The organism is Oceanobacillus sp. FSL K6-0251 (genome assembly GCF_038004725.1).
GTDB lineage: Bacteria > Bacillota > Bacilli > Bacillales > Amphibacillaceae > Oceanobacillus > Oceanobacillus oncorhynchi.
In genome coordinates, this window is sequence record NZ_JBBORS010000001.1 from 1,579,838 (window position 1) to 1,606,184 (window position 26,347).

Annotated in this window: 27 protein-coding genes and 3 pseudogenes; 20 read left to right on the plus strand and 10 right to left on the minus strand. The window is 38.5% G+C overall.

Annotated elements, in window-relative coordinates:
- Window positions 1–10: 10 nt before the first annotated feature.
- On the minus strand, window positions 11–631 hold the full coding sequence (locus MKY45_RS08100; protein WP_042532920.1) for a TetR/AcrR family transcriptional regulator: 621 nt from the start codon (window positions 629–631) through the stop codon (window positions 11–13).
- A 748-nt stretch (window positions 632–1,379) separates the two neighbouring features.
- Between MKY45_RS08100 and MKY45_RS08105 the strand changes: the two genes are divergently transcribed.
- The 15 genes and pseudogenes from MKY45_RS08105 to MKY45_RS08175 form a co-directional block, all read left to right on the plus strand.
- Window positions 1,380–2,216, plus strand: a complete 837-nt coding sequence (locus MKY45_RS08105) for an ABC transporter ATP-binding protein (protein WP_341172817.1) — start codon at window positions 1,380–1,382, stop codon at window positions 2,214–2,216.
- Between the two features lie 46 nt (window positions 2,217–2,262).
- A complete protein-coding gene (locus MKY45_RS08110; protein WP_341172818.1) occupies window positions 2,263–3,297 on the plus strand; it encodes a FecCD family ABC transporter permease in 1,035 nt (344 codons plus the stop codon).
- Complete coding sequence (locus MKY45_RS08115; protein WP_193063907.1) at window positions 3,294–4,328, plus strand: FecCD family ABC transporter permease; 1,035 nt, start codon at window positions 3,294–3,296, stop codon at window positions 4,326–4,328. Before MKY45_RS08110 ends, MKY45_RS08115 begins: the two co-directional genes overlap by 4 nt.
- 37 nt (window positions 4,329–4,365) lie before the next feature.
- The gene (locus tag MKY45_RS08120) at window positions 4,366–5,277 is read left to right on the plus strand and encodes an iron-hydroxamate ABC transporter substrate-binding protein (protein WP_212928258.1); all 912 of its coding nucleotides are present in this window, start codon (window positions 4,366–4,368) and stop codon (window positions 5,275–5,277) included.
- 38 nt (window positions 5,278–5,315) lie between these two features.
- The gene (locus MKY45_RS08125) at window positions 5,316–6,071 is read left to right on the plus strand and encodes an alpha/beta hydrolase (protein WP_256705981.1); all 756 of its coding nucleotides are present in this window, start codon (window positions 5,316–5,318) and stop codon (window positions 6,069–6,071) included.
- A 319-nt stretch (window positions 6,072–6,390) separates the two neighbouring features.
- A complete protein-coding gene (locus tag MKY45_RS08130) occupies window positions 6,391–6,639 on the plus strand; it encodes a hypothetical protein (RefSeq protein WP_042532932.1) in 249 nt (82 codons plus the stop codon).
- Window positions 6,636–8,123 (plus strand): sodium:solute symporter family protein, encoded by a 1,488-nt coding sequence (locus MKY45_RS08135; protein WP_193063904.1) that lies wholly within the window; start codon window positions 6,636–6,638, stop codon window positions 8,121–8,123. The genes MKY45_RS08130 and MKY45_RS08135 overlap by 4 nt, the downstream gene beginning before the upstream one ends.
- Before the next feature lie 327 nt (window positions 8,124–8,450).
- Window positions 8,451–8,948, plus strand: coding sequence for a small multi-drug export protein (locus MKY45_RS08140; RefSeq protein WP_193063903.1), 498 nt, complete (start codon window positions 8,451–8,453; stop codon window positions 8,946–8,948).
- A gap of 95 nt (window positions 8,949–9,043) precedes the next feature.
- The gene (locus tag MKY45_RS08145) at window positions 9,044–9,268 is read left to right on the plus strand and encodes a hypothetical protein (RefSeq protein ID WP_341172819.1); all 225 of its coding nucleotides are present in this window, start codon (window positions 9,044–9,046) and stop codon (window positions 9,266–9,268) included.
- A gap of 72 nt (window positions 9,269–9,340) precedes the next feature.
- The gene (locus tag MKY45_RS08150) at window positions 9,341–10,348 is read left to right on the plus strand and encodes a LytTR family transcriptional regulator DNA-binding domain-containing protein (RefSeq protein ID WP_212928263.1); all 1,008 of its coding nucleotides are present in this window, start codon (window positions 9,341–9,343) and stop codon (window positions 10,346–10,348) included.
- Window positions 10,345–11,052: an ABC transporter permease gene (locus MKY45_RS08155; protein ID WP_193063900.1), complete on the plus strand. Its 708-nt coding sequence runs from the start codon at window positions 10,345–10,347 to the stop codon at window positions 11,050–11,052. The genes MKY45_RS08150 and MKY45_RS08155 overlap by 4 nt, the downstream gene beginning before the upstream one ends.
- A 419-nt stretch (window positions 11,053–11,471) precedes the next feature.
- Entirely contained in the window at window positions 11,472–12,386 is a 915-nt protein-coding gene (locus tag MKY45_RS08160; RefSeq protein WP_193063899.1) for a glycine betaine ABC transporter substrate-binding protein, read from the plus strand.
- 226 nt (window positions 12,387–12,612) lie between these two features.
- Window positions 12,613–13,068 carry a hypothetical protein gene (locus tag MKY45_RS08165; protein WP_193063898.1) on the plus strand — a complete coding sequence of 152 codons (456 nt, stop codon included), beginning with the start codon at window positions 12,613–12,615 and terminating at the stop codon, window positions 13,066–13,068.
- Window positions 13,069–13,369: 301 nt separating this feature from the next.
- A complete protein-coding gene (cyoE, locus tag MKY45_RS08170; protein ID WP_042532942.1) occupies window positions 13,370–14,287 on the plus strand; it encodes a heme o synthase in 918 nt (305 codons plus the stop codon).
- 197 nt (window positions 14,288–14,484) lie between these two features.
- Window positions 14,485–14,829, plus strand: a pseudogene (locus MKY45_RS08175) (ArsB/NhaD family transporter); the annotation flags it as partial.
- Here MKY45_RS08175 and MKY45_RS08180 read toward each other — a convergent pair.
- Window positions 14,824–15,060 (minus strand): annotated as a pseudogene (locus tag MKY45_RS08180) (ArsB/NhaD family transporter); the annotation flags it as partial. The pseudogenes MKY45_RS08175 and MKY45_RS08180 overlap by 6 nt on opposite strands.
- A gap of 195 nt (window positions 15,061–15,255) precedes the next feature.
- Between MKY45_RS08180 and MKY45_RS08185 the strand changes: the two are divergent.
- Window positions 15,256–16,422 carry a transposase gene (locus tag MKY45_RS08185; RefSeq protein WP_341172820.1) on the plus strand — a complete coding sequence of 389 codons (1,167 nt, stop codon included), beginning with the start codon at window positions 15,256–15,258 and terminating at the stop codon, window positions 16,420–16,422.
- A 29-nt stretch (window positions 16,423–16,451) separates the two neighbouring features.
- Complete coding sequence (locus MKY45_RS08190) at window positions 16,452–16,736, plus strand: hypothetical protein (protein ID WP_341172821.1); 285 nt, start codon at window positions 16,452–16,454, stop codon at window positions 16,734–16,736.
- A gap of 220 nt (window positions 16,737–16,956) precedes the next feature.
- Here MKY45_RS08190 and MKY45_RS08195 read toward each other — a convergent pair.
- From MKY45_RS08195 to MKY45_RS08210, 4 genes and pseudogenes are all read right to left on the minus strand, one after another.
- A pseudogene (locus MKY45_RS08195) lies at window positions 16,957–17,463 on the minus strand (ArsB/NhaD family transporter); the annotation flags it as partial.
- A 133-nt stretch (window positions 17,464–17,596) separates the two neighbouring features.
- Window positions 17,597–18,823, minus strand: coding sequence for a hypothetical protein (locus MKY45_RS08200; protein ID WP_341172822.1), 1,227 nt, complete (start codon window positions 18,821–18,823; stop codon window positions 17,597–17,599).
- A gap of 133 nt (window positions 18,824–18,956) precedes the next feature.
- Window positions 18,957–19,376 carry a universal stress protein gene (locus MKY45_RS08205; RefSeq protein WP_042532950.1) on the minus strand — a complete coding sequence of 140 codons (420 nt, stop codon included), beginning with the start codon at window positions 19,374–19,376 and terminating at the stop codon, window positions 18,957–18,959.
- A 15-nt stretch (window positions 19,377–19,391) separates the two neighbouring features.
- The gene (locus MKY45_RS08210) at window positions 19,392–20,828 is read right to left on the minus strand and encodes a SulP family inorganic anion transporter (protein WP_193063919.1); all 1,437 of its coding nucleotides are present in this window, start codon (window positions 20,826–20,828) and stop codon (window positions 19,392–19,394) included.
- A gap of 87 nt (window positions 20,829–20,915) precedes the next feature.
- Here MKY45_RS08210 and MKY45_RS08215 point away from each other — a divergent pair, with 87 nt between their 5' ends.
- Window positions 20,916–21,467, plus strand: coding sequence for a recombinase family protein (locus MKY45_RS08215; RefSeq protein ID WP_042532954.1), 552 nt, complete (start codon window positions 20,916–20,918; stop codon window positions 21,465–21,467).
- A gap of 148 nt (window positions 21,468–21,615) precedes the next feature.
- Here the strand turns inward: MKY45_RS08215 and MKY45_RS08220 are convergent, their stop codons facing one another.
- The 4 genes from MKY45_RS08220 to MKY45_RS08235 form a co-directional block, all read right to left on the minus strand.
- Window positions 21,616–22,176 (minus strand): biotin transporter BioY, encoded by a 561-nt coding sequence (locus MKY45_RS08220; RefSeq protein ID WP_193063895.1) that lies wholly within the window; start codon window positions 22,174–22,176, stop codon window positions 21,616–21,618.
- A 287-nt stretch (window positions 22,177–22,463) separates the two neighbouring features.
- A complete protein-coding gene (locus MKY45_RS08225) occupies window positions 22,464–22,937 on the minus strand; it encodes an AraC family transcriptional regulator (RefSeq protein WP_042532958.1) in 474 nt (157 codons plus the stop codon).
- A 160-nt stretch (window positions 22,938–23,097) separates the two neighbouring features.
- Window positions 23,098–23,781 carry a zf-HC2 domain-containing protein gene (locus tag MKY45_RS08230; protein WP_256705982.1) on the minus strand — a complete coding sequence of 228 codons (684 nt, stop codon included), beginning with the start codon at window positions 23,779–23,781 and terminating at the stop codon, window positions 23,098–23,100.
- A complete protein-coding gene (locus MKY45_RS08235; protein WP_193063893.1) occupies window positions 23,778–24,269 on the minus strand; it encodes an RNA polymerase sigma factor in 492 nt (163 codons plus the stop codon). The genes MKY45_RS08230 and MKY45_RS08235 overlap by 4 nt, the downstream gene beginning before the upstream one ends.
- A 357-nt stretch (window positions 24,270–24,626) precedes the next feature.
- Here MKY45_RS08235 and MKY45_RS08240 point away from each other — a divergent pair, with 357 nt between their 5' ends.
- The gene (locus tag MKY45_RS08240; protein ID WP_256705983.1) at window positions 24,627–25,328 is read left to right on the plus strand and encodes a response regulator transcription factor; all 702 of its coding nucleotides are present in this window, start codon (window positions 24,627–24,629) and stop codon (window positions 25,326–25,328) included.
- Entirely contained in the window at window positions 25,315–26,322 is a 1,008-nt protein-coding gene (locus tag MKY45_RS08245) for a sensor histidine kinase (protein WP_042532968.1), read from the plus strand. Before MKY45_RS08240 ends, MKY45_RS08245 begins: the two co-directional genes overlap by 14 nt.
- Window positions 26,323–26,347: the final 25 nt, after the last annotated feature.

A 26,347-nucleotide genomic window follows, 5' to 3' on the forward strand; every position in this document is an offset into this window, starting at 1 on the left:
GGTACATTGGTTACCAATTTAAAATCGATTCTTCAATCCCCAGCGTTTTTGCTAAAACCCCTTTAAAAGCTTCTAAATAAATTTCCATTTCTTCTATTCCCAGTTTTTTTAGCTTGATATCATTCGAAACAAAAACATATCCTGTTACTAAAAAATGGGCAGTCTCATAAGGGTAAGCTACTTGAAAAACATTCTGTTCTTTTCCTTCCTCTATCACTTTTGTAAATAAAGGGAGCAGCTTTTCAATAAATTTATGATAAAAACGGTCCATCATATATCTGTTTTCCTCCAGCTGAACGGTTTCCTGCAGGGTGACTTTTTCCTCTGTAACCGAATCTTCTTGAATAATCGTTGTTTGTAAAAATTGTTTTAATTTCTCTGCCGGGCTCAATGAAGTCTCGTTAACGATTTTTTCCATCTGCAGGATAAGCGGCTTAACAGATTTTTCAACCAGGATATAAAGAATTTCTTCTTTATTTTTAAAGTGATAGTAAAGCAGTCCGCGTGAAATTCCTACTTGGTTGATAATATCCTGTGTAGTTGTCTGCAGGTAGCCTTTTTCTGTAAACAGCTTCATCGAAGCATCCAGGATTTCTGCTTTTCGAACTTCAGGCAATTTCACATCTCTCATGTTATATACCTCCTTTGAAGATAGTATATACAGATGACTGACAAAGTGTCAATGGATAGGTAGACATAATTTTATATTGGAAAGGAAACCTGTCTATTAAAAATAGTCAAGATATGAATGATGCCTGACAGTTGACGAGATATCCTGTGTATAGACGATGAGCATTTAATACATAGAAAACGAATTATTCGCTGAAGGTGCGAACAATTCGTTTTCTTAAATTTATAATAGATTGTTTGGAATGAAACCAATAATAAGAAGCTACACCTTCTTGTTTGTAAAGAAATTAGAAAAGAGGACTATAATTATTCCTGTTATAAGTAATGGTAAGAAAAAAGTAGAGAAGACCTCTGGACCGTCCGTTATCGTACCTATCCTTTCATTAAACATCATTCCTGTCATAAAAAATAGAAAACCTAACCAAAAAATTGACTTCCCAAGCTTCGTATGTTTTTTCATATTGCATCACCATCTCATCCATTCCTAATTGTTTTTACCCGTTAATTTAAATACAATTTTCATATAATCTATAACAATTTTACCATATTTATTCAGGACATTCTATAAAATCTAGGTATAAATTATTGATAATAATAGCTTTAGATGGTTTAGAGATAATTCAAGGCTGTTAGAGTATTAAAAATTTATCTTGACAAGTTCATCTTTTTAATCAATAATGATAATCGTTATCAATGATAATGATTATCATTATCAGAAAATAAAATGTCATAAAAAAGGAGGCGAATCAATGAAAGCAATTGAAATAAATGAAATTGATGTCGGTTATGCGAATGAGTTAATTATCAAAGACCTCAGCATTTCGATCCCGGCCAATAAAATCACAACGATTATCGGCCCGAATGGGTGTGGGAAGTCAACGCTCATCAAAACAATTGCCCGCATTTTAAGTGTGAAAAGCGGTGCGGTATTTTTAGAGGGCGAGGCGATTCATAAGGTCGATACAAGAGAGATTGCAAAACGCATGGCTATCCTGCCTCAAACTGCTGAAGCTCCTGGCGGATTGACCGTATATGAATTAATTTCTTATGGGCGCTTTCCTTATAAAAAAGGGATGGGTTCTCTAAGAAAGGAAGATTACGAATATATTGACTGGGCAATTGAGGTGACAGGGTTAGCGGAAGTTCAGGAGCGGGCAATCAGTGCTTTATCCGGCGGTCAGAGACAGCGGGTGTGGATTGCAATGGCTTTGGCGCAGGGAACTGATATCCTTGTGCTGGATGAACCGACTACTTATTTAGATTTGGCACATCAATTAGATATTTTACTATTATTGGAGCGCCTTAATAAAGAAGAAGGACGTACCATTATTATGGTTCTGCACGATTTAAACCATGCTTCCCGCTTCTCGCATTATATGATTGCGATGCGTGATGGAGAGGTTGTGACAGACGGTACGCCAGAGAATGTGATGACCTGTAGTAATCTGCAGCAGGTTTTTCAAATTGATGCACATATAGCAAGGTGTCCGCATAGTGCGAATCCGATTTGCTTATCGTATCAGTTATGTCAGGCGGAATCGGCATGCGCTTCATCTAAACCATGCCATCAAAAGGTGTCAGGTTAAGCATTTATGATAAATAGTAAAAGTAAACAATGAAAGGTACTAAACAATGAATGAACTAGAAGATTTAAAAAAAGTCAAAGAAACCGTGCGGCCTGTCCGGAATGTGCTTGTTTTAGCGGCGGGGAGCTTCCTTTTACTATTATCTTTGCTGCTGGCTGTATCCCTTGGCGCTGCGGATATGCCATTGAAAACAGTCTGGCAGGCCATATTTCAATTTGATCCGGACTTGCAGCAGCATCAAATTATCAGGGAAATACGCTTTCCGCGTATTCTTGGAGCAGCTATTGTCGGCAGCTGTTTTGCCGTTTCTGGAGCATTAATGCAAGGGATGACTCGTAACCCGCTTGCTGATTCCGGATTGCTCGGACTAAATGCCGGAGCCGTATTTATGCTCGCATGCTGTATTGCATTTTTTCCGCATCTTTCGTATGTATATATAATTTTATTTTCATTCCTCGGTGCTGCACTTGGTGCTGGAATTGTATATGGCATCGGTTCTTTATCAAAAAATGGTCTGACACCAATCCGTTTAGTGTTGGCTGGTGCAGCAGTCAGTGCCCTTTTGGGAGCATTAAGTGAAGGAATCGCGCTTTATTATGAAATTGGGCAGGATTTAGCATTCTGGTATGCAGGCGGTATTTCCGGTACAAGCTGGGGCCATTTGCAAATCATTACACCTTGGCTGCTGCTGGCAGTTATCGCTGCAGTGATAATATCCCGCTCAATTACATTATTGAGCCTGGGAGAAGAAGTTGCGGTTGGGCTGGGTACGAAAACTGGACGCATTAAATTAACTGCTGCCTTGATTATTGTTGTATTAGCTGGTCTGGCTGTTTCTGTCGTCGGCGCGGTGAGTTTTGTGGGATTGATTGTACCGCATATGGTCCGCTGGCTGTTTGGGTACGATTACCGCTGGATTATTCCCGGAACGGTCATTTATGGTGCGTTACTGGTTGTGTTAGCGGATTTAGCAGCACGTATCATCAGCCCTCCTCATGAAATGCCGGTTGGTGCCTTAATTGCCTTATTGGGCGTACCTTTCTTTTTATACTTAGCAAGAAAGGGCGGGGGATTGGTATGACATCACAGAAAAACAAACAGCATAGCCAAGTCAGAAAAGCGAGAAGAGCAGGGCTGGTCAGTGTTATCTTAGTCTTTCTGATTATTATCATATTTTTTATCAGCTTAAATACAGGGAGCATTTACTTAACACCGAAAGAGGTTATTTTTACTTTATTTGGACAAGGTACAGAGCAGCAGGCGCTTATTTTATTTGATTTTCGCTTGCCGCGTATGATTATTGCTTTGCTGGTAGGAATGGGACTTGCAATCTCAGGAACCGTGCTGCAGGGGATTGTTCGGAACCCATTGGCAGATCCCGGAATTATTGGGATTAATGCTGGAGCAGGTTTATCCATTATGCTTTTTTTATCCTTCTTTGCAGTAACAACAACAATATCTGTCTTTCTGATGCCGTTTTTAGCTTTCTTTGGAGCAGCAGGTGCTGCCCTTATCATCTACTTGCTTTCTTACAAGCGGTCTGAGGGAATTTCGCCGATGCGGCTGGTATTGACAGGGATTGCAGTTGCAGCCGGTATCAATGCGTTAATGATTGTATTAACACTGCGATTAAATCCGGAAACCTATCAATTTCTGGCAACCTGGCTTGCAGGAAGCATATGGGGCTCTAATTGGCAGTTTGTTCTAGCATTACTTCCGTGGCTTGTTATTCTGGTACCGTTTGTTTATTCCAAAGCAACGGTTCTGAATATTCTCCACTTAGGGGAAGAAACGTCCATTGGGCTAGGAGCAAATTTAGAAAAAGAGCGGCGTGTGTTACTGTCTTCCGCTGTCGGTCTTGCAGCAGCGAGTGTTTCTGTCAGCGGCGGAATTGGATTTATCGGACTCATTGCTCCGCATCTCAGCAGACAGCTGGTTGGAGACAAGCATGAGTATGTGATTCCAGTTTCAGGCTTGATGGGGGCGCTGTTACTGCTCTTAGCAGATATGATCGGCGGATTCATTAAACAGCCGGAAGTGCCGGCAGGGATTATCGTCGCTGTGATTGGAGCGCCATACTTTTTATATTTATTAGCGAGGCTGAAAGATTAATAATTTAAAACAATAAAAATAGAATGAGGGAAAACAAATGAAAAAGTTACTATTTCTTTTTGGATGCTTACTTTGTCTAGTTATTACAGGCTGCAGCAATCAGTCAGACGGCAAACAAAATGACGGGAAAGAAGAAGCATCAAATGAAACCGTTACGTATGAATCAGAGACAGGTCCGGTGGAAATACCTGCTGAACCGCAGCGAATTGTGGCACTGTCAAATGGACCGAATGTTTTCGCTTTAGACGGAAATTTAGTAGGGGTCGATGAATGGACAAAAGCGAGTCCGCTTTTTGAAGAAAAGATGGCAGATATAGAAATAGTTTCGGAAAATGATCCAGAAGGTATTTTGGCACTGGAACCGGATTTAATTATCGCCGGATCACATATGGAGAATCTGGATGAGTTAGAAAAGATTGCTCCGACTGTTATTTATACATGGGGAAAGCTGGATTATCTGGAGCAGCAAATAGAGATTGGCAGACTTCTGAATAAAGAGGAGGAAGCACAGGAATGGGTGGATGACTTCACTAAACGTGCGAAAGCAGTCGGTGACAAGATAAAGGAAAAGCATGGGGAAGATGTTTCCGTATCTGTATTTGAAACAGATTCTAAAAATTTCGCTGTCTTTGGAGATAATTGGGCCCGCGGGACAGAAATATTATACCAGACAATGGAGCTGGAGATGCCAGAAAAAGTGCAGGAGGATGCACTTGCTGACGGCTATTACAACTTATCGCAGGAGACACTGCCAGAATATGCTGGAGATTTTATCGTTTTAAGCAGTATGGGCGGAGAGAATGAATTTACAAAAAGTGAAACATGGCAGTCAATTCCGGCAGTGGAAAATAATCAGGTAATCGAAATTGATACACAAGAGGCAAGCTACAGCGACCCGGCAACACTGGAATATTTACTGGACATTTTTGAAGAAGGATTTCTTCAATAAGAAAGCTTTTCTAGTTCATCACAGGAGGTAGTCATTCCATGTATCGCAACGAAAGATTTCAGTTTTCTGGAAAGCATCACCCTTATATTATAAATGTTTTCATCCCGGAGCAGCCGGTTTCAGACAACGGATTTTCTGTGTTGTATATTTTGGATGGAAATGCTTATGGCACACTTTTCAGTGAAATGATAAAGCTGCAAAGCAGGCGCTCAGAGAAGACAGGGATTGAGCCGATGCTGTTAGTTGGTATCGAATATGAGGGCGGGGAGCCGTTTCATTCTAATCGGGTATATGATTTTACTCCACCTGCTGTAAAGGTAGAACTGCCGGCAAGGTCAGACGGGTCTTCTTGGCCGGAGCATGGCGGAGCAGAGAAATTCATGGATTTTCTAGAAGCGGAATTAATCCCATTTATCGATAAAAAATATAAAACAAATCAGAAGAAACAAACAATCTTTGGCCATTCACTTGGCGGTTTATTTGTTTTATATACATTATTTCAGCGTTCCCGCCTTTTCAGCCATTATTTCGCTTGCAGTCCTTCCATATGGTGGAATAAGCAGGCGATTCTATCCTATGAAACAAATATCAATGATAAACATGTTAAGGGATTGTTTATTGCTGCAGAGCCTGTGGAAAACAAACAAATGTATGCAAACGGTCTTGCCATGTATGAAAATCTTTCTGAGTGCAATAAAGATTTAAAAACAGCTTTTTTTGCACCAGAAGGGGAGAACCATATGTCTATTGTGCCTGCTGTGTTTAGCAGGGGGATGCGGTTTTTGCATGGATAAAATACAAAAGGAATCTCTGTGAGGGGGTTCCTTTTTTAGTGAATAGCCGAATTTATACATAATACAATGTATAGTTCCGAAAGAGCCGATGTAAATCATTTAGCCAAAGATTATTTAGGTAGTGTACTAGAAGTTAATTCTAGTAAAAAGAATGTCCGAGGAATTAACTGGAGAATAAATTTTCATAATTCATAAAAAAATACTCGATTCAGATTGACATAATGAATGGATTTTTATAAAGTTAAATTTAACTATCTTTGAAATGTTCTAATTGTGAAAAAATTTATTTTGCTAAATTAGAAGAATAGGAGGGAAAAGAATGACGCAAAAAAAGGAACCGATTAAAAATTGGAAAATTTGGGTTATTTTAATTGTTTTGCTTATTTTTAGTGTGCCATGGTATTTGCCAACAGGGTCTTATGAACCGTTTATTTTAGGGTTGCCTTATTGGGCTTGGATTATATTGGGAGTTTCTCTTATCATATCCATTGTTTTAACGCTTATTTTAAAGCATTGCTGGTACATGACCGATGAGGAAGAAATGCAGGAGGAGGAAGAGAAACAATGAGCAATCTCGCATTTTCAGGAACTTCTGGTATTATTATTATGCTTTTCTATGGTTTTCTCATGCTTTTTATCGGTTTTATTACATATTGGAGAAACAGAGGACTTCATCAATCGAATAAAGAGTTTTATTTAGGCGGCGGGAACCTTAGCGTCTTTGTGTTATTTTTTACATTTTTTGCAACGCAGTATAGCGGAAATACAGTGGTTGGCTATGCGCCGACTGCCTATCGGATGGGTTTTATGTGGATGCAGTCCATTACTTTTTTTATTTTAATCGTAGTGGGGTATTTAATGTTTGCTCCGAGGCTTTATGCACTGAGTAAAAAACATCAATTTATTACTCCGTCAGATTATATTGATAAGCGATTTAAATCGAAAGCAGTTACACTGCTCGCCTCCTTATTAATGCTATATGGATTATGCAATTATTTATTAGAGCAGATTATTGCTATTGGACATGGCGTCAGCGGATTGACCGGAGGAACCATTCCCTATCAGGCTGCTGTGGTATTTTTCGTTACTGTAATGATTATCTATGGCTGGCTTGGGGGAATGCGCTCTGTAGCTTATACGGATACGATGCAGGGGATTGCCTTGCTATTTGGGGTCGCCGTGCTGCTGATTGGCTCCATGATTTACTTTGGGGGGTTGCCTTCTGCAACGGAATATGCTGCAACGATTTCACCGGAGAAACTTGGTGTGCCGGATAGCAATGGGCTTGTAAGCTGGTTCAGTATGCTGATTCTCGTTATGATCGGAGCGGCCATTTATCCCCATGCAATCCAGAGAATTTTTGCTGCCAAAAGTGAAAAATCATTAAAGAAATCATTATCCTGGATGGCATGGATGCCTTTTGTTACTTCCGGTTTTGTTTTTATCATTGGAATTATCGGTATTCAAGCTTTTCCGGGCTTGAGTGAAGGAGATTCCGAACAATTAGTGGGAATGATGGCTAACCATATCGCGATGCAAAATCCTTTCTTTTACTGGGCGATGGTTCTGTTATTTGGCGGAATTGTAGCTGCGATTATTTCTACTGCGGATTCGGTATTACTTACCTTGTCATCGGTTATTTCTAAAGATATTTATGCACGCTATATCAATAAAAGTGCCAGTGATAAGAAACAAATTTTAGTCGGTAAATTAACAGGGGTTGCCCTTGTTATTATTTTACTTTTGATTGCCTGGTATCCGCCGGCAACCTTGTATCGAATATTTATTCTGAAATTTGAATTATTGATTCAAATTGCTCCAGCCTTCCTTTTAGGGCTTTACTGGAAACAGCTTCACCGTCATGCATTGTTCATAGGTATGCTTGCTGGAACGATTATCGCATCGGTCATGGCATTTACTGGCCAGCAGCCTTTAGGTATTGCCAGCGGTTTATGGGGATTAGCTGTTAACTTTATGTTATGTGTTGGTTTAAGCTTCTTCTTAAAAGTTCCTAAAAGTGAAGTAGAATTGCTGCAAAAAGAAATATCTTAATTATTATATAAAGGGGGATTGATGATGGATATCAGTCTCTCTTTTATTTTTGTGAATTTATTGGATGAATTTGAAATTTACCAGAACGGCACTTATTACATATTTCATAAAGGGATTGCTAATCCTATTTGATTTAGCTTTATTAGTATTTTATTTTTTGTACTGCCATCTTACACCCAACCGACTTTCATAAAAAAACGAGTACCATTCATCATAATCCAGCTTCCGCTCCGTCCTGTTTTCCCTCTCTTCATCCGGAATTTAATGCTGCAACATTACTTCTCCCATATGCTTGAAACAGCAAACAAATGAGGAGTGAATTAGTTTATGGAGTTTTTTCAAGACCTGCTAGTTAAGCTGATGGAAGCAGAAACATGGGTGCAGTATGTAAGTGTGTTTCTTATCTCTATTGTGCCTTTTTTTGAATCCTATGTAGCCATTCCAATTGGGATTGTATTTGGTTTTCCAAGTATGCAGGTTGTCCTGATTGGTGCATTTGGCAATTGGTTGTCTGTCATGGTGTTTATTTGGCTTATTTCTGGTTTGCGGAAGAAAATAGCTGGAAAGAAAAATAAAGGAAGTAAACGGAAAAATCGTGCACAAAATATATTCAATAAATATGGAGTTGCAGGTTTATCCTTTGCTGGTCCGCTTATTTGTTATCACGTATGTGCAGCAATATCTATTGCGTCAGGAGCAAAAAAATCATATGTGAGTATTTGGCAGACAATCGGTATAGGCGCATGGTCTGTTGCATTGGGGGCAGCTTTTCATTATGGTGTCAATCTTTTGGAATACCTTCCCAATCTAAATCCATTTTCTTGAAGTTAAAGTGGAAGAGACCGTTGGATGTGAGTAGAAACAGAAATATTTAGATATTCCTTCATCTATTTCAAATTTTAAAAAGGAGAAGATACATCATGAAAAAAATAAAACAGACAGGTGTAGCTGTCCTGATGATTTTGTTTGCGGTTATTCCATTTCTGGTTATCTATGAGCCATTGTCACAATCTATTCCCGCCTTGCCAAAGTATGAAGCTCCCGGGTGGTTCATTCCTGCCGGCTTTATCAGCATTGCTCTGATTGTTGCTCTTTCGTTTTTGTTAGCCTTTTTAAGCTCAAACGGAGATTCGGGCAAGTATTAAAATAATGGTTAAATGAGGATGTTTCCTATAATATTGAAACTAGATAACGGATCGAACAAAGGAGTCGTTTGGATGGTAATGTCTTTTAACAAGCTAAGAAAAATTGAACAAAATACAGTCCTGCTGCCGGAGTTGAGCTTGACTGTTCAAAAAGGGGACATCATTGCTGTTCAGTGTGAAAATGAGTATATTGGACGCCTGTTTACTCTGTTAAATCATCCGGAGCATATCCAACAAGAAGCGATTGCCTTGCCAGAAGGCGGATTTCAAAATGTGTATTTGTTTCAGCAGACGGACGGTTTATATAAACGGTTAAACGTGAAGCAGATGCTTCTATTTTGGTGCAAATTATATCGGCATCAGGCAGATTTAGAATTCGTTTTAAACCTATGTGAATTGCGGCATTGTGCAGCGAAGAAAACAAAACAGCTGACATTGTCTGAACAGCAGCGTTTGTTATTTGCTTCCGCATTGATTCAGGAGGCTGCTGTATATATTTTTGAAGATCCTTCTCTTGGATTGGACCTTCAATCCAAGCATGTGCTTCATAATCTGCTGCTTCATTTAGCGGATAAAGGTGCAGCAGTATTATTGTTCACTCCGACCTTGGAAGAAGCCATTCGACTTGGCAGCTCGGTTTATCGATATTCCGAACGGGGCGTTCAGCAGCTGGAACAGGATATAGAAGATGCTGAAAATACGGCGGAAGAAGAACCTGAGGATGAAATAACAAGTATGCAGGTGCAATTGGATAAAATCAGTGCAAAAATTGAGGATAAAATTATTCTCTTTAATCCGCTTGAAATTGATTATATAGAAGCTCGTGATGGGCAGACATATCTTTTTGTGAATAATGAGGAATTTGCCTCGTCCAATACGATAAAAAGTTTAGAGGACCGGCTGCAGCCTTTGGGATTTTTTCGCTGTCACAGATCCTATCTGGTTAACCTGCAGCGGGTACGGGAAATTATTATTTGGAGCAAAAACAGCTATAGTCTCAGTCTGGATAATCCATCAAAAAGCACCATTCCATTATCAAAAGGAAACTATAGTAAGCTGAAAGAGTTGATCCATTTATGATGAAAAATGAAAAAATGGGATATTTGTATCGCTTCAGAGCATTGCTTTATAAGGACATTTGTGATTTGCGCTGGAATGGGCAGGTGCTCTTTAACCTGATTACAGGTGCTATTTTGATTTCGTTGTTTGCCTTGCTCCCACACGGGGAAATTCCGATTTCGTTTGTGTTTGCATTTGTTTTTGGGATGCTGACATTGCTGATGCAGGGGAATTTAGTAGTAGAAGAAAAGGAGCAAGGAACCATCCGGCGTTTGAAGCAGGCTGGATTCTCGCTAAAAGAAATTCTGTTTTCTAAAATGATGATAACATTTATGACAACGGTCCTCATATTGATTCTTTTCTTTGTACTTTATGGAAATCATATGCTGTTTCATTTGCAACTATTTATACTTGTTTTGCCTATTATAATGATAATGTTAGTCGCAGGTACTTTTTTAGGAATAAAAACAAAGAACACAATTGAAGTCAGTCTTTATGGATCGCCAATCATGATATTCTATTTTTTCTTGGAAGGTCTTTTGATGAATAGCAGCCGGGAGGAGATGCCCTGGTTAGCTATTTTTCCAAATTATCATATTCATTATGGAATTGATCAGATCTATAACAAGGAGCCGTTTCTTTCTTATTTAACGGTACCAGTGATTTGGATGGCAGTGGGAATAGTAGTGTTTATAACCTGGTATAAAAAGCAGCATTTTAACTAGGAAAGTAAATCCATTAAAACAGCAGATGAGTTATCTGCTGTTTTTGAGCAGCTAGGAAAGTTATTAGATTTTCCCGGCTGCCTAAATACAACAAAGGCTTTCGTCCAAAGGAATAATGTATGCCAAGGTTTATAAGAGATTTTAAGAAATAAACGCTGCACTCTTGAAATGATAAAAAGACAGAATTTTTTGTGAGTTAAATAAAAAGATTCAAATATAAGATATAAGTACTAAACGTATGCTTTTGTATGATGAGGTATAAAAGATTCAACTATTTGCTGATTTATCCGATTATTTGCCGGCTTACGCCATTTGAAGGAGTTGTGATAGAAAGGTAGAATGTAATTTGTCATGAAAAAATTCCTTTTAAAAGAGGATATAGGCTTATTTTACATACTTTAGAAAGGGGAGCAATGGTTATGATGAAGAAAGTAAAGGGACTTGGATTTATTCTTTCTATTTTAGCTGTATTCTTACTTGCGGCTTGTGGAGGTTCTGATGATGAATCTACTGGAGAGGACGGCGAAACAAATTACAGTGAAGCGGTAGATTATACGATTATTGGTATTGAACCCGGAGCCGGGATTTCTGTAGCTACGGAAAATGCTCTAGAAGAATATGAGAATTTAGATGGCTGGGACGTGGAGATGTCATCTACCGGAGCAATGATGTCTGAGTTAGGAACAGCTATTGAGAATGAAGAACCAATCGTTATTACTGGATGGAATCCGCATTGGATGTTTGCGCTTTATCCAGATATGAAGTACCTGGAAGATCCTCAAGAGATTTATGGGGGAGAAGAAACGCTTAATTCTTTAGCAAGACTGGGATTGGGAGACGATAATCCAGATGCTTATCAATTTATTGACCAGTTTGAATGGGAAGTAGAGGATATGGAAGAAATTATGTATGAAGCAGAAGAAACTGGTGAAGATATTGAAGATGTAGCGGTACAATGGGTAGAGGATAATCAAGACAGAGTAGATGCATGGGCAGAAGGAGTCAATGAAGGAAACGGTGCTGAAATAGAGCTTGCGTCTACACCATGGGATTCAGAGCGTGCTTCTTCCAACGTCGTAAAAGCGGCAATGGAACAGCATGGTTTTGAAGTGACCGTAACGGAGGTAGATGTAGCGGTTGTTTTTGAATCGGTTGCTTCTGGCGATGTCGATGCTACTTTAGCTGCCTGGTTACCATTAACACATAGTGAATTCTATGAAGCGAATCAGGACAACTTTGAAGATTTAGGACCTAATTTAGAAGGCGCTAAAATTGGTCTTGTCGTTCCTGAATACATGGATATTGATTCGATTGAGGATTTAGAGGCAAACTAAAAATAATTCAATAAAAGAGGAAAGCCTTATACGAAAAGAATCGGCTAATTCGCAGATTCATTCGTATAAGGTTTTTCATTTTCACACCCGAATAATCTAAAGGAAGAAAAAACACATAACCATCGCTACATTCTTTTCAAACCTCCAGTATATGATTTAATATAGAGGAAGGAGCTGAAATGAAACTTACATAATTTATAATATGTACAAACAGGGGGTGCAAATTTTGAGAACTGGAGAAGTAAAATATAATGTCAGTATTGTGTTTATTATCATTGCTATTCTATCATATGCTCTTTTGGCAATGAATTCCTACAGTATGCTTGGCAACATAGAATCTGACGGAGAATTCCGGGAATATATTGAGGAAAATCTGCAAGCGGCTGGAGATGATCTTGGAGGAATAACACTGGAAGAACAGATAGAAATTTTTAGCAGCATCATAACATTTGTGATTATTGTTTCTATTATCTATGCCTTGTTAGGCATTGTCGCTGCCGTTTTTTTAACGAAAAAAATAAGAGTCAAGCTTACAGGGATTCTGCTGATTGTGCTAGGAGGATTAAGTGTTCTTTTGACGTTAGTTCTAGGAATTATTGGAATCTTAGGCAGTATTGGTTATCTTATTGCTGGTATAGTCACGGTGGTAAAGCATCGAAGAGCAGGGAATGTTATAGGGTGAAGAGTAAAGAAGGGCAAATATCAGATAGTGGTATTTGCTCTTCTTAATGTATTTCCGGAAATAATAAAACCCACTATGGCAGGATTTCATTAACAAAAATGAGAACATTATAAAAACGCGTTCGTCTAATGTTCACAAATTTGTTTAATAAAACCTGCTATACAAACAAATTCACTGGAATTAAAATGGTGTATGGTATATATTTTTCATAGTGCTTAAAATTTATTACTTCTTGCTTTATCCTTATTTAAAGCAAAGGTATTCATTTCAGATAGATAGTTAAAAGGGGATTAGATTCGAAATGGCAGAAACAATCAATGGACAAAATCAAAAAACGCCATTATTAAAGATACTTTCGCAAACAGTGAAGACAGGTATTATACGCTCCAACCTGGTTCCGATGTTTGCAGGATTAACATTGTCTTTATACACGTACCAGATTAGTATTACAGACAAGCTCTTGGAAATCTTATTTGCGTTTTTAGGTTCTATTTTCGTGATAGGAGCAGCTGGAGCTTTCAATAATTTATACGATCGGGAAATCGATGCAATTATGAAAAGAACACAAGGCCGGCCGACAGTTACAGGGGAAATCAAGCCTGGAACAGTGCTATGGCTCGGTATCATCATGGCTGTAGCTGGAATTATCCTGCTTTGTTTGACAACACCGCTGGCAGGGCTATTAGGCTTTCTGGGACTGTTTTTTTATGTTTTCCCATATACGATGTGGAGTAAGCGGAGAACCGTATATAATACAGAAATCGGCAGTATCTCTGGAGCGATGCCTCCTTTAATCGGGTGGGCTGCGATGTATCCGGATATTACGCATCCGGCGATTTTAGGTCTTTTTGTTATTGCAGTTATTTGGCAAATGCCGCATTTTTATTCGATCGCAATTCGAAGACATGAGGAGTATCAAGCAGCTGGAATTCCGATGCTTCCTGTTGTAAAAGGAGTCAGACGGACTTATATCCAGACGAATATTTATTTAATCGTGATGTTTGGTATCAGCTTTTTATTGAGCTCATTAAGTGTCGGGCTGATGCTTGTATCTCTTATAATGAGTCTCGGCTGGCTTATGTTGAGTGTTTTTGGCTATCAGCGAATGGACTCAGAAAAATGGGCAAAATCAATGTTTATTTATTCCTTGATTCATATGACGGTTGTTTTTTCAACCGTGATTATTTATTCGTTGATGGGGATTATTTTTAAATTGTAGTGTAAATGAAAATATGAAATTGATTCATCAAAAAAGCTGCTCTTTTGAAAAGAAATTGTTGAATCTAATAAGAAATCCAAACACTTTTTTGAAGGTGTTTGGATTTCTTATTAGCGGATTTTTTAAAAAATAACCAGAGTCAGATACAGTCCGAGCAGCGTAATAAAGAGAATAGGGAAAGTTAAAATAATACCAATGTATATGGATTGGGAAACGCTGGCCTCACCTCCGCCCTTGCCGTCCTGATTCAGGCTGCTGCTGATCAAGGATTATTCGCTGCCACGTTTGCCATGGGCTTTCTCGCAGCAGTCCTGTCATCTGTAATGAATAATTTGCCTACGGTGATGATTGATGCGCTTGCTATAGCGGAAACAAATACAACGGGGATTCTAAGAGAGGCACTTATTTATGCAAATGTCATCGGATCTGATTTAGGGCCGAAAATTACGCCGATAGGCTCGCTCGCTACCTTGGTCTGGCTGCATGTGCTGTCACAAAAAGGGATAAAAATACTATGGGGAGAGTACTTTAAGATTGACATACATACCAATAGAAAAGATAACGATATTCCATGGAGCGTTTGTAATTACATTCTTTGCATGGACAGCCGGACTGCGTCTTGCTAAAAGTATAAAAATCATTGCAATCAAGCCGGCAATGATGGAAACAGGAATATGTATCCATTCACTTGTAAAGTATCCAATAATTAATAAGCCAAGAACATACCAGGATAAACGAAAGAGCTACCTATCCTTGATTGCTTCCGCTGGTTCCTTTAATTTGGATAAATCATATCTTTTTACTTTAGAGGTGGGATGATAGAGAGATGATCTTAAAATTTAAATAAAATGAATTCCTTTTTTATAGAAAATAGCTTTTAATAAGAACGTTTGTTTGATACAATGAACGGAACGACAGTTCGTATGAAGACGAAACCGAAATAACGAAACGAGAGGGGAGTGGGACCTATGACAAGAAAGCATACACCAAGTTATACGATTGAATTTCCTTTGCATATACCCCTTTGGCAACAGCATCGGTTGGAAAAGAAATTCAACATCGCAAGAATGCTCTATAATGCTTGTCTGGGGGAAGCTCTGAAACGACATAAAACAGTGAAAAGTGATAAGCGTTATCGCGCATTGCTGAATGAACCTAAATCGAAAGAACGTCAAAAGAAATTAGCGGATATCCGTTTAGAATATGGCTTTTCTGCATATGGAATCCATCATTTTATAAAGAAAGCCCAACATAAATTCAAAGAACACATTGGCAGTTTGGAGGCTCAGAAACTAGCAACAAGGGCTTTTCAAACTGTTGAAAAGCTTCATTTTGGAAAAGCCAAAAAAGTACATTTCAAACATGCAAACGATGATATTTCTATAGAAAACAAATCAAACCAAACTGGATTGAGATATAGAGAAGGAGAAATTCTTTGGGGCGATAAACCAACCAAGAGAATACCTAAACCAAAAAATTGGCTGTGCATGCCGGTTTCTCCTAAGGATGATGATGAATATGCCCATTTAGCTCTTAAGGACAGAACAAAATATGTGCGTATTCTAAAAAGAGAAATCCGTGGAAAAACACGCTATTTTGTTCAACTTATTCAAGAAGGTTATCCACCAGCCAAAAGAAATAGAAAAGTTGCTAATGACGAAACAAAACGTATTGGATTAGACATTGGTACATCTACGATTGCGATTAGCAGTGACAACCAAGTCGAACTTCGTGAACTTGCTCCAGCGTGTCACCATGATGAAAAAGAACTAAGAAGAATCCAACGCAAAATGGATAGGTCTAAACGAAGCACCAATCCGAACAACTTTCATGAAAATGGAACCATCAAAAAAGGCAGATTAACTTGGAATTACTCCAAAAGATATGAAAGGCTGCGTGAAAAACAGAAAGAACACTATCGCAAAGCTGCTGGCAGGCGAAAAATGTCTCATGAGAAACTAGCAAACGATATACTTTCTCTTGGTTCCGATATTCGAGTAGAAACCATGCGATTTCAATCATTACAAAAACGCGCCCTACGACACGAAATAACACGAACGGAAAGATTAATCAAAAAAAACGGTTTGGAAAATCCATTGCTAAGCGCGCCCCCGCAATGCTGCTCACTATTATAGAACGAAAATTGAATTATCGGAAAATTGAGATGAAGAAGGTAGATACTTATGCCATCAAAGCTAGTCAGTTTAATCATGTAACAGGAAAATACGAGAAGAAACAACTTTCAGAACGTTGGAATGATTTTGGAGAATTTCGTATACAACGTGATTTATATAGCGCCTTTTTAATAGCTAATACAAATGAAACCCTTGATGCTGTTGATATCGATTTATGCCATGCTAAATGGAATCGTTTTATAGAACTGCATCATTCTGAAATAGAACGGTTAAAACAGAAGGGAAGTAAAACAATACTTTCGTTTATCGCTTAAAAAACAAACCTGATTGGTCATGACAACGTCCAAGAGAAGCGGAACGACAAGCACACAAGAGGTCTTTTCAGGCTGACTTGGTGAAGTGCCTTGCAACCTCGCAATACGTCCGTAAATGTTTTAAGAGAATATACATCAGTATTTCAGTGGAAACTCTTTTTTATAGAAAGATCAGGGCACTGTTAAGAAGTGTATGAGTACCTTAGAACCCCACTGCTTTAGCTGTGGGAGTTGTCAGCAGATTGCTAATGATAAAAGGGAGGGAGGTTGTATCAGCAATAAATCCTCCGGCGATAATAAACGGAAAAATCATATGTGCTTTAAAATGCAGGTGCTGAACCATAGCCAGTACGATTGGTGTCAGGATAAGGGCTGCTCCGTCGTTGGCAAATAACGCGGCTACGATTGCGCCTAATGTACCGACGTAAATAAACATTTTCAGGCCGTTTCCTTTGGCTGCTTTCGCCATATGCAGTGCAGACCATTCAAATAAGCCAATCTCATCTAAAACTAAGGAGATTAAAATAATGGCCACAAAGGCTAAGGTAGCATTCCAGGTAATGCCAACTACTTCCAGAACATCCTTCCATTCGACAACTCCAAATACAATGGCAAGAATTGCTCCGCCTGTTGCAGACCAGCCAATATTTAAATCTTTAGGCTGCCAAATGACGAAAATAAGTGTGATGAAAAAAATAATAAGTGCAAGTATAAGCGTAGGTGTCATGGTGATCTCCTTTATTTTAATTAACTGAAATGTAACTTATACAAATTATTAAAAATACAGACTTTCATTTTATCAAAAAAAGGATAGATTTACACTTAAACGAGGAGAAAAGTGAAACCTATCCTTATATGTTTTATAAAATTTCTTCCAGCAGCCAGGACAAATTAAGGTCTTGATCCATCGGCCCCATCGAATCATTGCTGGTGTTATTAACCTCATCAAATACATAGTTGTTAAAGTTGATGGTTACGTGCTCAACATCATTATAGTCAGCAAAGACTACCTCAAACGCTCTCTCCTCACCGGAAGGTAGAAAAATATCATACTCCAAATTGGGGAAATCAAATCCATTCGCTGTATCAGTTAAGGGAGAGGTCTCTTGGATCTGACCATCATCCATTGTCCAGCTCAAACCAAACAAAAATGTTGAAAAACCAGCCATATCATAATCACGGTCATTTTTAATGACAAAGTTTGCTTTTATAAAAGAATTGCAGCTACGATCTTCATCTTCTGCAGCACAAAATTCATCAATAGATACACCGTCATATTCATCTAATCTTTCTGCTTCTTCCAGCGTAACACTTAAATCATTAACTTCATATGTCTGCCCGAGAACATCGTGCCGGTCAAGCCGGTCTGTAAAAGGGTAGAGCAGACTATTATCGACAATCGGTGTATTTTCCATATCACGTATCTCATCCATCGTTATATGATCAAAATCAACGGATTCCCATTCATTTTCATATTGCTCTCTTGTTATTCTCTCGGCTATGATGGTGCTGCTGATACTTCCATATTGCTCCATAGCGGCATGACCTTTTATCGGATAGGACCATATCACTGTATGAATATCATATTCCTGATCACTATAGTCAAATAAAAAATCAAGTATTTTTTTCGTATCCTTTAAACGTTCTATATAAGTTGTTTCCGAATCTGCTTCGATATCTCCCAGCATGTTTACAAACAGCCCGTTTGTCTCTCCTCCGTCATCATCATATTGGGCAATCTCAGACACTAAATGACGCGGTTCCTCATAAAATCGCATTAACTTACCATCAGCTTCTCGTTTATCCAGTATATAAAAATCATCTGAAACGAGTGTGGAATCCACGTTGGCAGTTTCTCCGAATTCCTCCAGTAAGAATTCCGCTGCGTCCCTCGGCAGCCCATCATCTAATTCATCCAGTTCTTTCTTCAGTTGTTCTGTTAATTCACTATTGTCTTCTGTGGTTTCTTTTGTTTCGTCATCAGAAGCTTTGTCAGCAGTTTTATCCGACTGCTCCTCTGAATCGCTGCACCCGGCAAGGATAACAAATAAAATAATTATCAGACCGTAAAAAAATCTTTTTTTCATCCAATTCCATCCTTTATTTGAAAATTAATTCTTTTGCTAATTAAATATCGAAAAATAATTATATCCTACAATTCATTATTTGTTAACCCTTGGTCATAGTGGCATAGTTGAAAACATCAGCTGCTGTATTAGATTACTTTACTATCAGCGCCGGGCAGTTCACCCGCTTCATCACTTTATGGCTGACACTTCCTAAAACCATCTCCTGAAGCGTATTTAAACCGCGGCTGCCGATGATAACCATATCTACTTTTTGCTGATTGGCGTACTGAACAATTTCGGGACCGGGCTTTCCACGCAGAATCGTTGTTTGATAGGCTGCATTTGCCTGGTTTAGAACCTGGATGACTTTCGAATTCTTTTTACGGCGTTCTAAGTCAACGGCTTCACTGGAATTTGCATGGAGAACATCTGACTTTGATTTTTCAATATCAATGACATACACCACGTCAATAACGGATTCTTTATCAAATGAAGCCACTTTAACCGCTTCTTGAGCAGCACGCACCGCGTTTTCTGAACCATCTGAAGCAAGTAAGATATGTTTATACATGAAATATCTCTCCTTTTAATGTGAGGATAGAACCCCATTTAATTTATCCATTATTTTTTTACTTGAACTATCCAGTTCGACAAGCTCCACCTGAATTCCTTTGGATTTTAACAGTTCCGATACTTTTAAAATGGCGCCGACACCAGAATCATCCCAAACGCGGCTGTCAGAGAAATCAATCTGGATTTTTTTACTCTGGATATTCGCTTTTTTAAAGTAATCAACAAATCCATCGATGGAAGCGAAAAAGAGCTGCCCATGAATGCTGTAACGATTACCGTCTTTGGAAATTTTAACAGTTGAAATTTTTATTACAAAGAAAATAGCACTTAACAGCACTCCGGCAAGAACTCCTTTGGATAAATCATGGGTGTAGACGACGATGATAACAGTAGTTAACATCACGATGGCATCTGTACGTGGAGCCTTTATTAAATAGTTAAAGGAGCTCCAATCAAATGTTCCGATACTTACCATAATCATAATGCCGACTAAAACAGGCATGGGGATTTGAACAACCAGATCACCCAGTACAATAATGAGAAACATTAAAAAAATACCGGCAATGAACGTAGATAAACGTCCGCGCCCGCCAGATTTTACATTAATCACCGACTGGCCGATCATCGCACAGCCGGCCATTCCGCCAAAGAATCCGGTAATAAAATTGGCTATTCCTTGCCCGCGTGCTTCCCCGTTTTTATTGCTTTCCGTTCCAGTCATATCATCGACAATCTGTGAGGTAAGCAGGGTTTCCAGCAACCCGACAATCGCCATGGATAACGCATATGGAAATATAATTTGCAGCGTTTCAAATGTCCACGGTACATTCGGAATAAAAAAAGACGGAAGTGTCTGAGTGATTGTTCCAAGATCCCCTACTGTATTAAGGTTGACGCCGCTGAATATGGCAATGGATGTTAATGCGACAATAGCAATCAATGGAGCTGGAATTACTTTGATAAACCGTGGTAAAGTATATAATAGGATTAACGTAATCCCCACAAATAGATAAGTCATGGTCGATATACCGATAAAATGCTCCAGCTGGGCCATAAAAATCAAAATAGCTAATGCATTGACAAAGCCAATCATGACGGCATTTGGAACAAATTTCATGACTTTAGCAACCTTGCAAATACCAAAGATAAGCTGAATAATACCTGTTAAAATGGTGGCTGCCAAAAGATAGTCGAGACCATAATCTCTGACCAGTGGAACCATAAGTAATGCCATTGCTCCGGTAGCTGCGGAAATCATTCCCGGCCGGCCGCCGGCAAAAGAAATGACTACAGCAATAATAAATGAGGTATATAATCCGACCATTGGATCAACACCTGCTATGATGGAGAAAGCTATTGCTTCCGGAATAAGAGCGAGCGCAACGACAATGCCGGATAAGATGTCAGCCCGGATATTACCGAACCATTGTTGTTTTAAAGTTTGCATGATAAACTCCTTTTCTAAAATTCTTTTCACATTGTAGCACTAACTTTCCCAAAAAGGAACCCTTCAGGGAAATAAATAGGAGCGGATAATATGATATATGGCTATACAAGACCGTTATATAACGATAAACATTCTCAAAATCAACTAGTATCTTTAAAGGGAAAATGTGACCGGATTTTTCAAGAAGCACATGGAACGCCGAAAAAACGAATCCAGCTGGAGAATCTATTGATGGAGATGCAATCAGGAGACAGTATCCTTGTAGAAAAAATGATTGCCTTAGCGGATACCTTTCACCACTTGATGGAAGTATTAAAAGTATGTGAAAAAGATAATGTGAAAATCCATTTTCTGAATGAGGATATTCAAAGTGATACGCTGCTAAACATTCATTTACAGGACATGATGGCATATATTCTGCAATTCCAATCAGACAGTATTAAACAATCTACAACGCAAGGGATGTATGAGGCGAAGCAGCAGGGGAAAACCATTGGGCGTCCTAAGAAATCGGATGAAAATATTAAAAAGGCGATTGCGATGTATCAGGATGGCTTTAAATTATTTGATATTAAAAATGAAACAGGGATAAGTAAGTCAACGCTTTATCGTTATTTGGAATCATTTGAAGGGGAAAATTGATTTGGGAAGATATTGGAGCTATCTATTGATATTTGCAGATGAGGTTCTTCTAGTCCAATATCTTCCTGCGTCAGGTTTTCTAATTTAATTTTGTTTTCTGCCTAAAAGATGCTATTTCTAATCGTTTATTGTCCAAGTATTTTTCACCTTAATATGTAACACGCTTTTTCCTATCAATCAGAGGATACACCTGAGTGATTTTTATAATAACGGCGCTGGCAATCAGTGCTTTTAAAATGTCTCCTGGTAAAAAGACCAAGGCAGAAATAGCGGTCGGTCCCCATGGAAGGTTAGATAAAATAGATAAATAGGTAACACCGATAATATTTACAATGATAACCCCGCCAAAGGTTGTAATTAATACGAGCTTCCAATAGGTCAGGTGACGAAAACTTTTTTCTGTTAAGTACCCGATAATCCATGCTGCGATCGGCCAGGATATAATATATCCTCCCGTCGGCCCGATAAGCACGCCTAAACCGCCGCGTCCGCCGGTTAATAAGGGGACTCCTACCGCAACGAGAAAAACAAAAAGCAAGACACTGAGTCCGCCTCGTTTTGCTCCTAATATTCCGCCTGCAAGCATGATGCCAAGCGTCTGTACCACAATCGGTACAGGAATAAAAGGAACGGGAATAGGAGGGAAAATAGCCAGAACCCCCACGATTGCTGCGAATAGCGACATAAACATCATATCTCTTAATTTCAATTTTATTCCCACGCTTTCTAGTTTTGATATTAATAGAATAAGGGAATATATACTTAATTGTCAACCATTATTTTAAAATGGGTGACAATGAAATGCGGAAATATAATAAATCCTCAGGAGAACCTCTCCTTATATTCAAAAGCAGTAACAAGGCTATGTATAAGGACAGAGGGAAACTACTGAGGAATGAAATTTAATTTAATCCTTAATTCTAGAGAATAATTATACTTCTATATCAAATTTAGTTATAGTAAAGCCAGTATTCACACATTAAAAAGCCTCTTCTTTTAGATTCTATTCTGGATAGGCAAGCAAATTTCACAAACATGTTTTTCAAGCATGAAAGGCATATACCGCTCCAAAATCGGTCTTGTCTCATCTAACTGATAGCCAGCACCAGCTAATTCAGAAAAAATAACCTGCCATGCTCTGTTCATTGCTTCCTGAGTATGTTCAATAGTGAAAACAGCATAGCTGCCGCCTTGTAAAATAGCCTGTTGGACACATTCATCAGTTATTTCCTGTTGGGCAGACAATACAAGCGCTGTATCGTATCTGCACGCCTCGGGAGGAACATGTGCTGGATTGTCCCAAATAATACCTAATACAACTGCATTATCTGTCAATAAATTACCCTTTGAAACATTGTTATAGGTCATCCAATGCTTAAATCTAGCCATTAGCTGATTATTTTCCTCTCCGTATGCACCAGTTCTCCGCATATAGACAATTGGCAGATCTGAAATTTGTTCTAATTTCATAATAAACATTCTCCTAAAAATATAAGTACGCCGGCGTCTATGAACATCATAAGTCCCTTTAAAATGAAAAACAACCAGAGTTTTAAAATAATTTTAAAAATGATATTTTGAAATTTTATTATTTTTAGGTGAAAGGTTATCTGATGACGATTCTCTCCAATTAATTATTATTTTCTGCGTTGTACAAATCCTTTAATTGTATTTCTTTCGTACGGTCTTTATATTGAATGTGTATTATATCTTCCTCTGTCAATTTCTTTTCTGTTCCATCAGGTAGCAATAACGTATTTTCATCTAAAAATGTATACGTAATCTCACTTCCATTTTGGTGATCACTTGCCACTTCTGAAAAATAATTTAATTTCGTATCTGCAAGGATATTCCAATTTTCATAGATAATAATTGTATCAATATACTCTTTATCTCCTGGCTGCAGCATGGCTAAAAGGTAGCGGTTATCATTTTTTGATTGAAAAGTCAGCGTAGTTGTTTGATTCTGCTGCTGAATGGTTGTTTCCACATTATTTTCATCTGCTATCCACATATGGACAAAAAGGAAATAATAACCAATAGATAGAAGAAGAAATAGTGCCAGCAGCGATCCTGTTATCATGAAAATCTTTCTTCTGTTTTTTGACCGAACCTTTTTCAGATAATCAATATTTCTTTTCTCATCTTTTTGCTCATGGGTGTGTTCTACTATCAAATCCTCTTGCATTTCTTTAAAGTATTCCCGGCACTCCGCACATTGTTCCATATGTTCTTCCATCTGTTTATTTGTTTCATCACTTGTCAGGTTTTCAATATAACTAGGTACTAAATCTTTGAAGACACTATGGTTCATTCCTTTTGGCCACCCTTTCGTAATTGTTGTTTAGCTCGATAAAATGTTACCCGGGACCAGTTTTCTGATTCTCCGAAAATCAATCCTATTTCTTTGAAAGATAAATCCCCCAGCAGCCTGAGATAAATAATTTCACGCTTTTTCTCATCAAGCTGATGGGCTTGCTTGAAAAAATTGATTTTATTTTCCTTCTTAAAATATTCTTCCTCCAAATGATAAGATAGCGTATCCTCATTCTGGAGCGATTCTTCTAATTGTTTCCTTTTCTTTTCCTTATGCAGTTCTTGTAACCAGACATTTTTTGCTATAGCACACAGCCAGGTAGAAAATTTAGCTCTTCCATTGTTATGAAAGTTATCGATGGATTTAATAGCCTGATAGAATGTTTCTTGCGTCAGTTCTTCAGCCGTCTGACTATTATTGGTCAGTGTTAATAAGTATTTAAAAATAAAGTCTCCATATTCCTGATAAACCTCCTCTGTGTTCACTTTTTACCTCCTCTCAATGGTAATCTAATTAATGATTGTTAAATGTTTAATCATCTATATATCCAAGAATTTACTGATTCGTTACAATATTTTTTTCCAACTCTATTATTTTCTGCTATTTACCTTCTTCTGTAAACAATGAGCAGCAGGTCTAAATAGAGGGAACACAGCTGTATCGGGAGAATAATAGGTCTCTAAATGATAAACAAACGAATCAAAAACAGTCTCATCGTTCATAGAACATATTAAAAGAAAAGTGGAAAATATATATTAATCCTATAAATTCTTGAAATTCATTTGTATAATGACCATAGATATCAGTTAACAGCAATGAAACAGATAAATGGAGGGACAGCTATGAAATTACTCATTGTAGAAGACGATAAAACAATTGCTTCCGGCTTGGAGTATTCCCTAAGCCAAGAAGGCTATGAAGTAATCGTCTGTCATCATGCGCAAGGAGCAGAGGAAAGGATAGACACAGAGATAGACAGCACTTCTCTATGCTTATTTGATTTATCTTTGCCTGATGGCAGCGGCTATGATTTATGCCGGCGTGTCAAAGAAAGTGCAGATGTCCCGGTTATATTTCTAACCGTTGCCGATGATGAAGTGAACGTGGTAATGGGACTGGATATAGGGGCAGATGATTATATTACCAAGCCATTTCGTATACGTGAATTAAGTGCACGGATTAAAACCGTGCTCAGGCGTTATCAAAAAAATAACACGCAGGAGAAGGATTCTGTCCACCTTGATTCGCTGGAGGTATTTCCGTTAGAAGGAAAAGTATATAAAGCAAATATAGAACTTGCATTAACCGCACTGGAATATAGGCTGTTGATGATTTTTATCAACCACCGCGGGCAGATATTGTCTCGGGAACAGCTGCTGGAACAGATATGGGATGTGGCTGGCGAGTTTGTCAACGATAATACGCTTACGGTGTATATTAAACGGCTTCGAAAGAAAATTGAAGATAATCCGCAGCAGCCGGCAATCATAGAAACAGTCAGAGGGCTGGGATACAGAATGGCGGCAGAAGATGTTACGAAATAAAGAAATCTGTTTTTTTCTCACTTCCACGGTATTGATTTTAGGAATCGGCATGCTATTAGGATATATGCATTCTCCTGTCACAGCTGTCTATATTGTGATTGTGGGCGGGAGCCTGGCGAGTTGCTATATGGTATGGATGGCCTGGCGCTATCAGCGGATTATCCAGTTATCCGGTTATTTACGAAAAATTATGGCAGGAGATACCGCGCTCGATGTCCGGGATAATAGAGAAGGGGACCTCAGTATATTAAAAAATGAAATCTATAAAATGACCCGGATGCTATCTGAACAGCAGGAAGGGCTGCAGAAGGATAAAGAAAAACTCACGGATGCAATCTCCGATATTTCTCATCAAATCAAAACGCCGCTGACTTCGATGACCGTAATGGCTGATTTATTAAGCAATCCGAATATCGAGACGGAAAAGCGGCATGAATTTACATATCATATTCGCAGGCAATTAGAACGGATGGAATGGCTTGTATCCTCGTTATTAAAGCTTTCCAAAATCGATGCGGGAACTACTTTATTCAGCAAGGAAAAGGTTGAAGTGGACCAGCTTATACAAGAAGTTGTTGCACCAATGGAGATTCCTGTGGAGCTGAAGGAGATAGAGCTGGAGATAGAAGAAAAGCCGGGGGTGACTTTTATAGGCGATAAAAATTGGACGAAAGAGGCTTGTATTAATATTTTAAAGAATGCAATAGAACACACCCCGCATGGCGGAAAAGTCTCCATCTCTTATGAGGAAAATGCTATTTTTACAGAAATACGAATTAATGATAATGGCAAAGGTATCGAGAAAGCAGAGCTTCCACATATTTTTAAACGTTTTTATAAAGGAAGTCAGGCGGCTGATGGCAGTGTTGGTATTGGTTTGGCGATGGCTTATTCGATTGTTGCTAATCAGCAGGGAGATATTGAAGTAATAAGTGAATCTGGAAAAGGAACCACTTTTTTAATTAAATTCTATCAGGGAGAAGCAGCTCGCTAAATGAAGTTTCACTTTATCAGCAGGT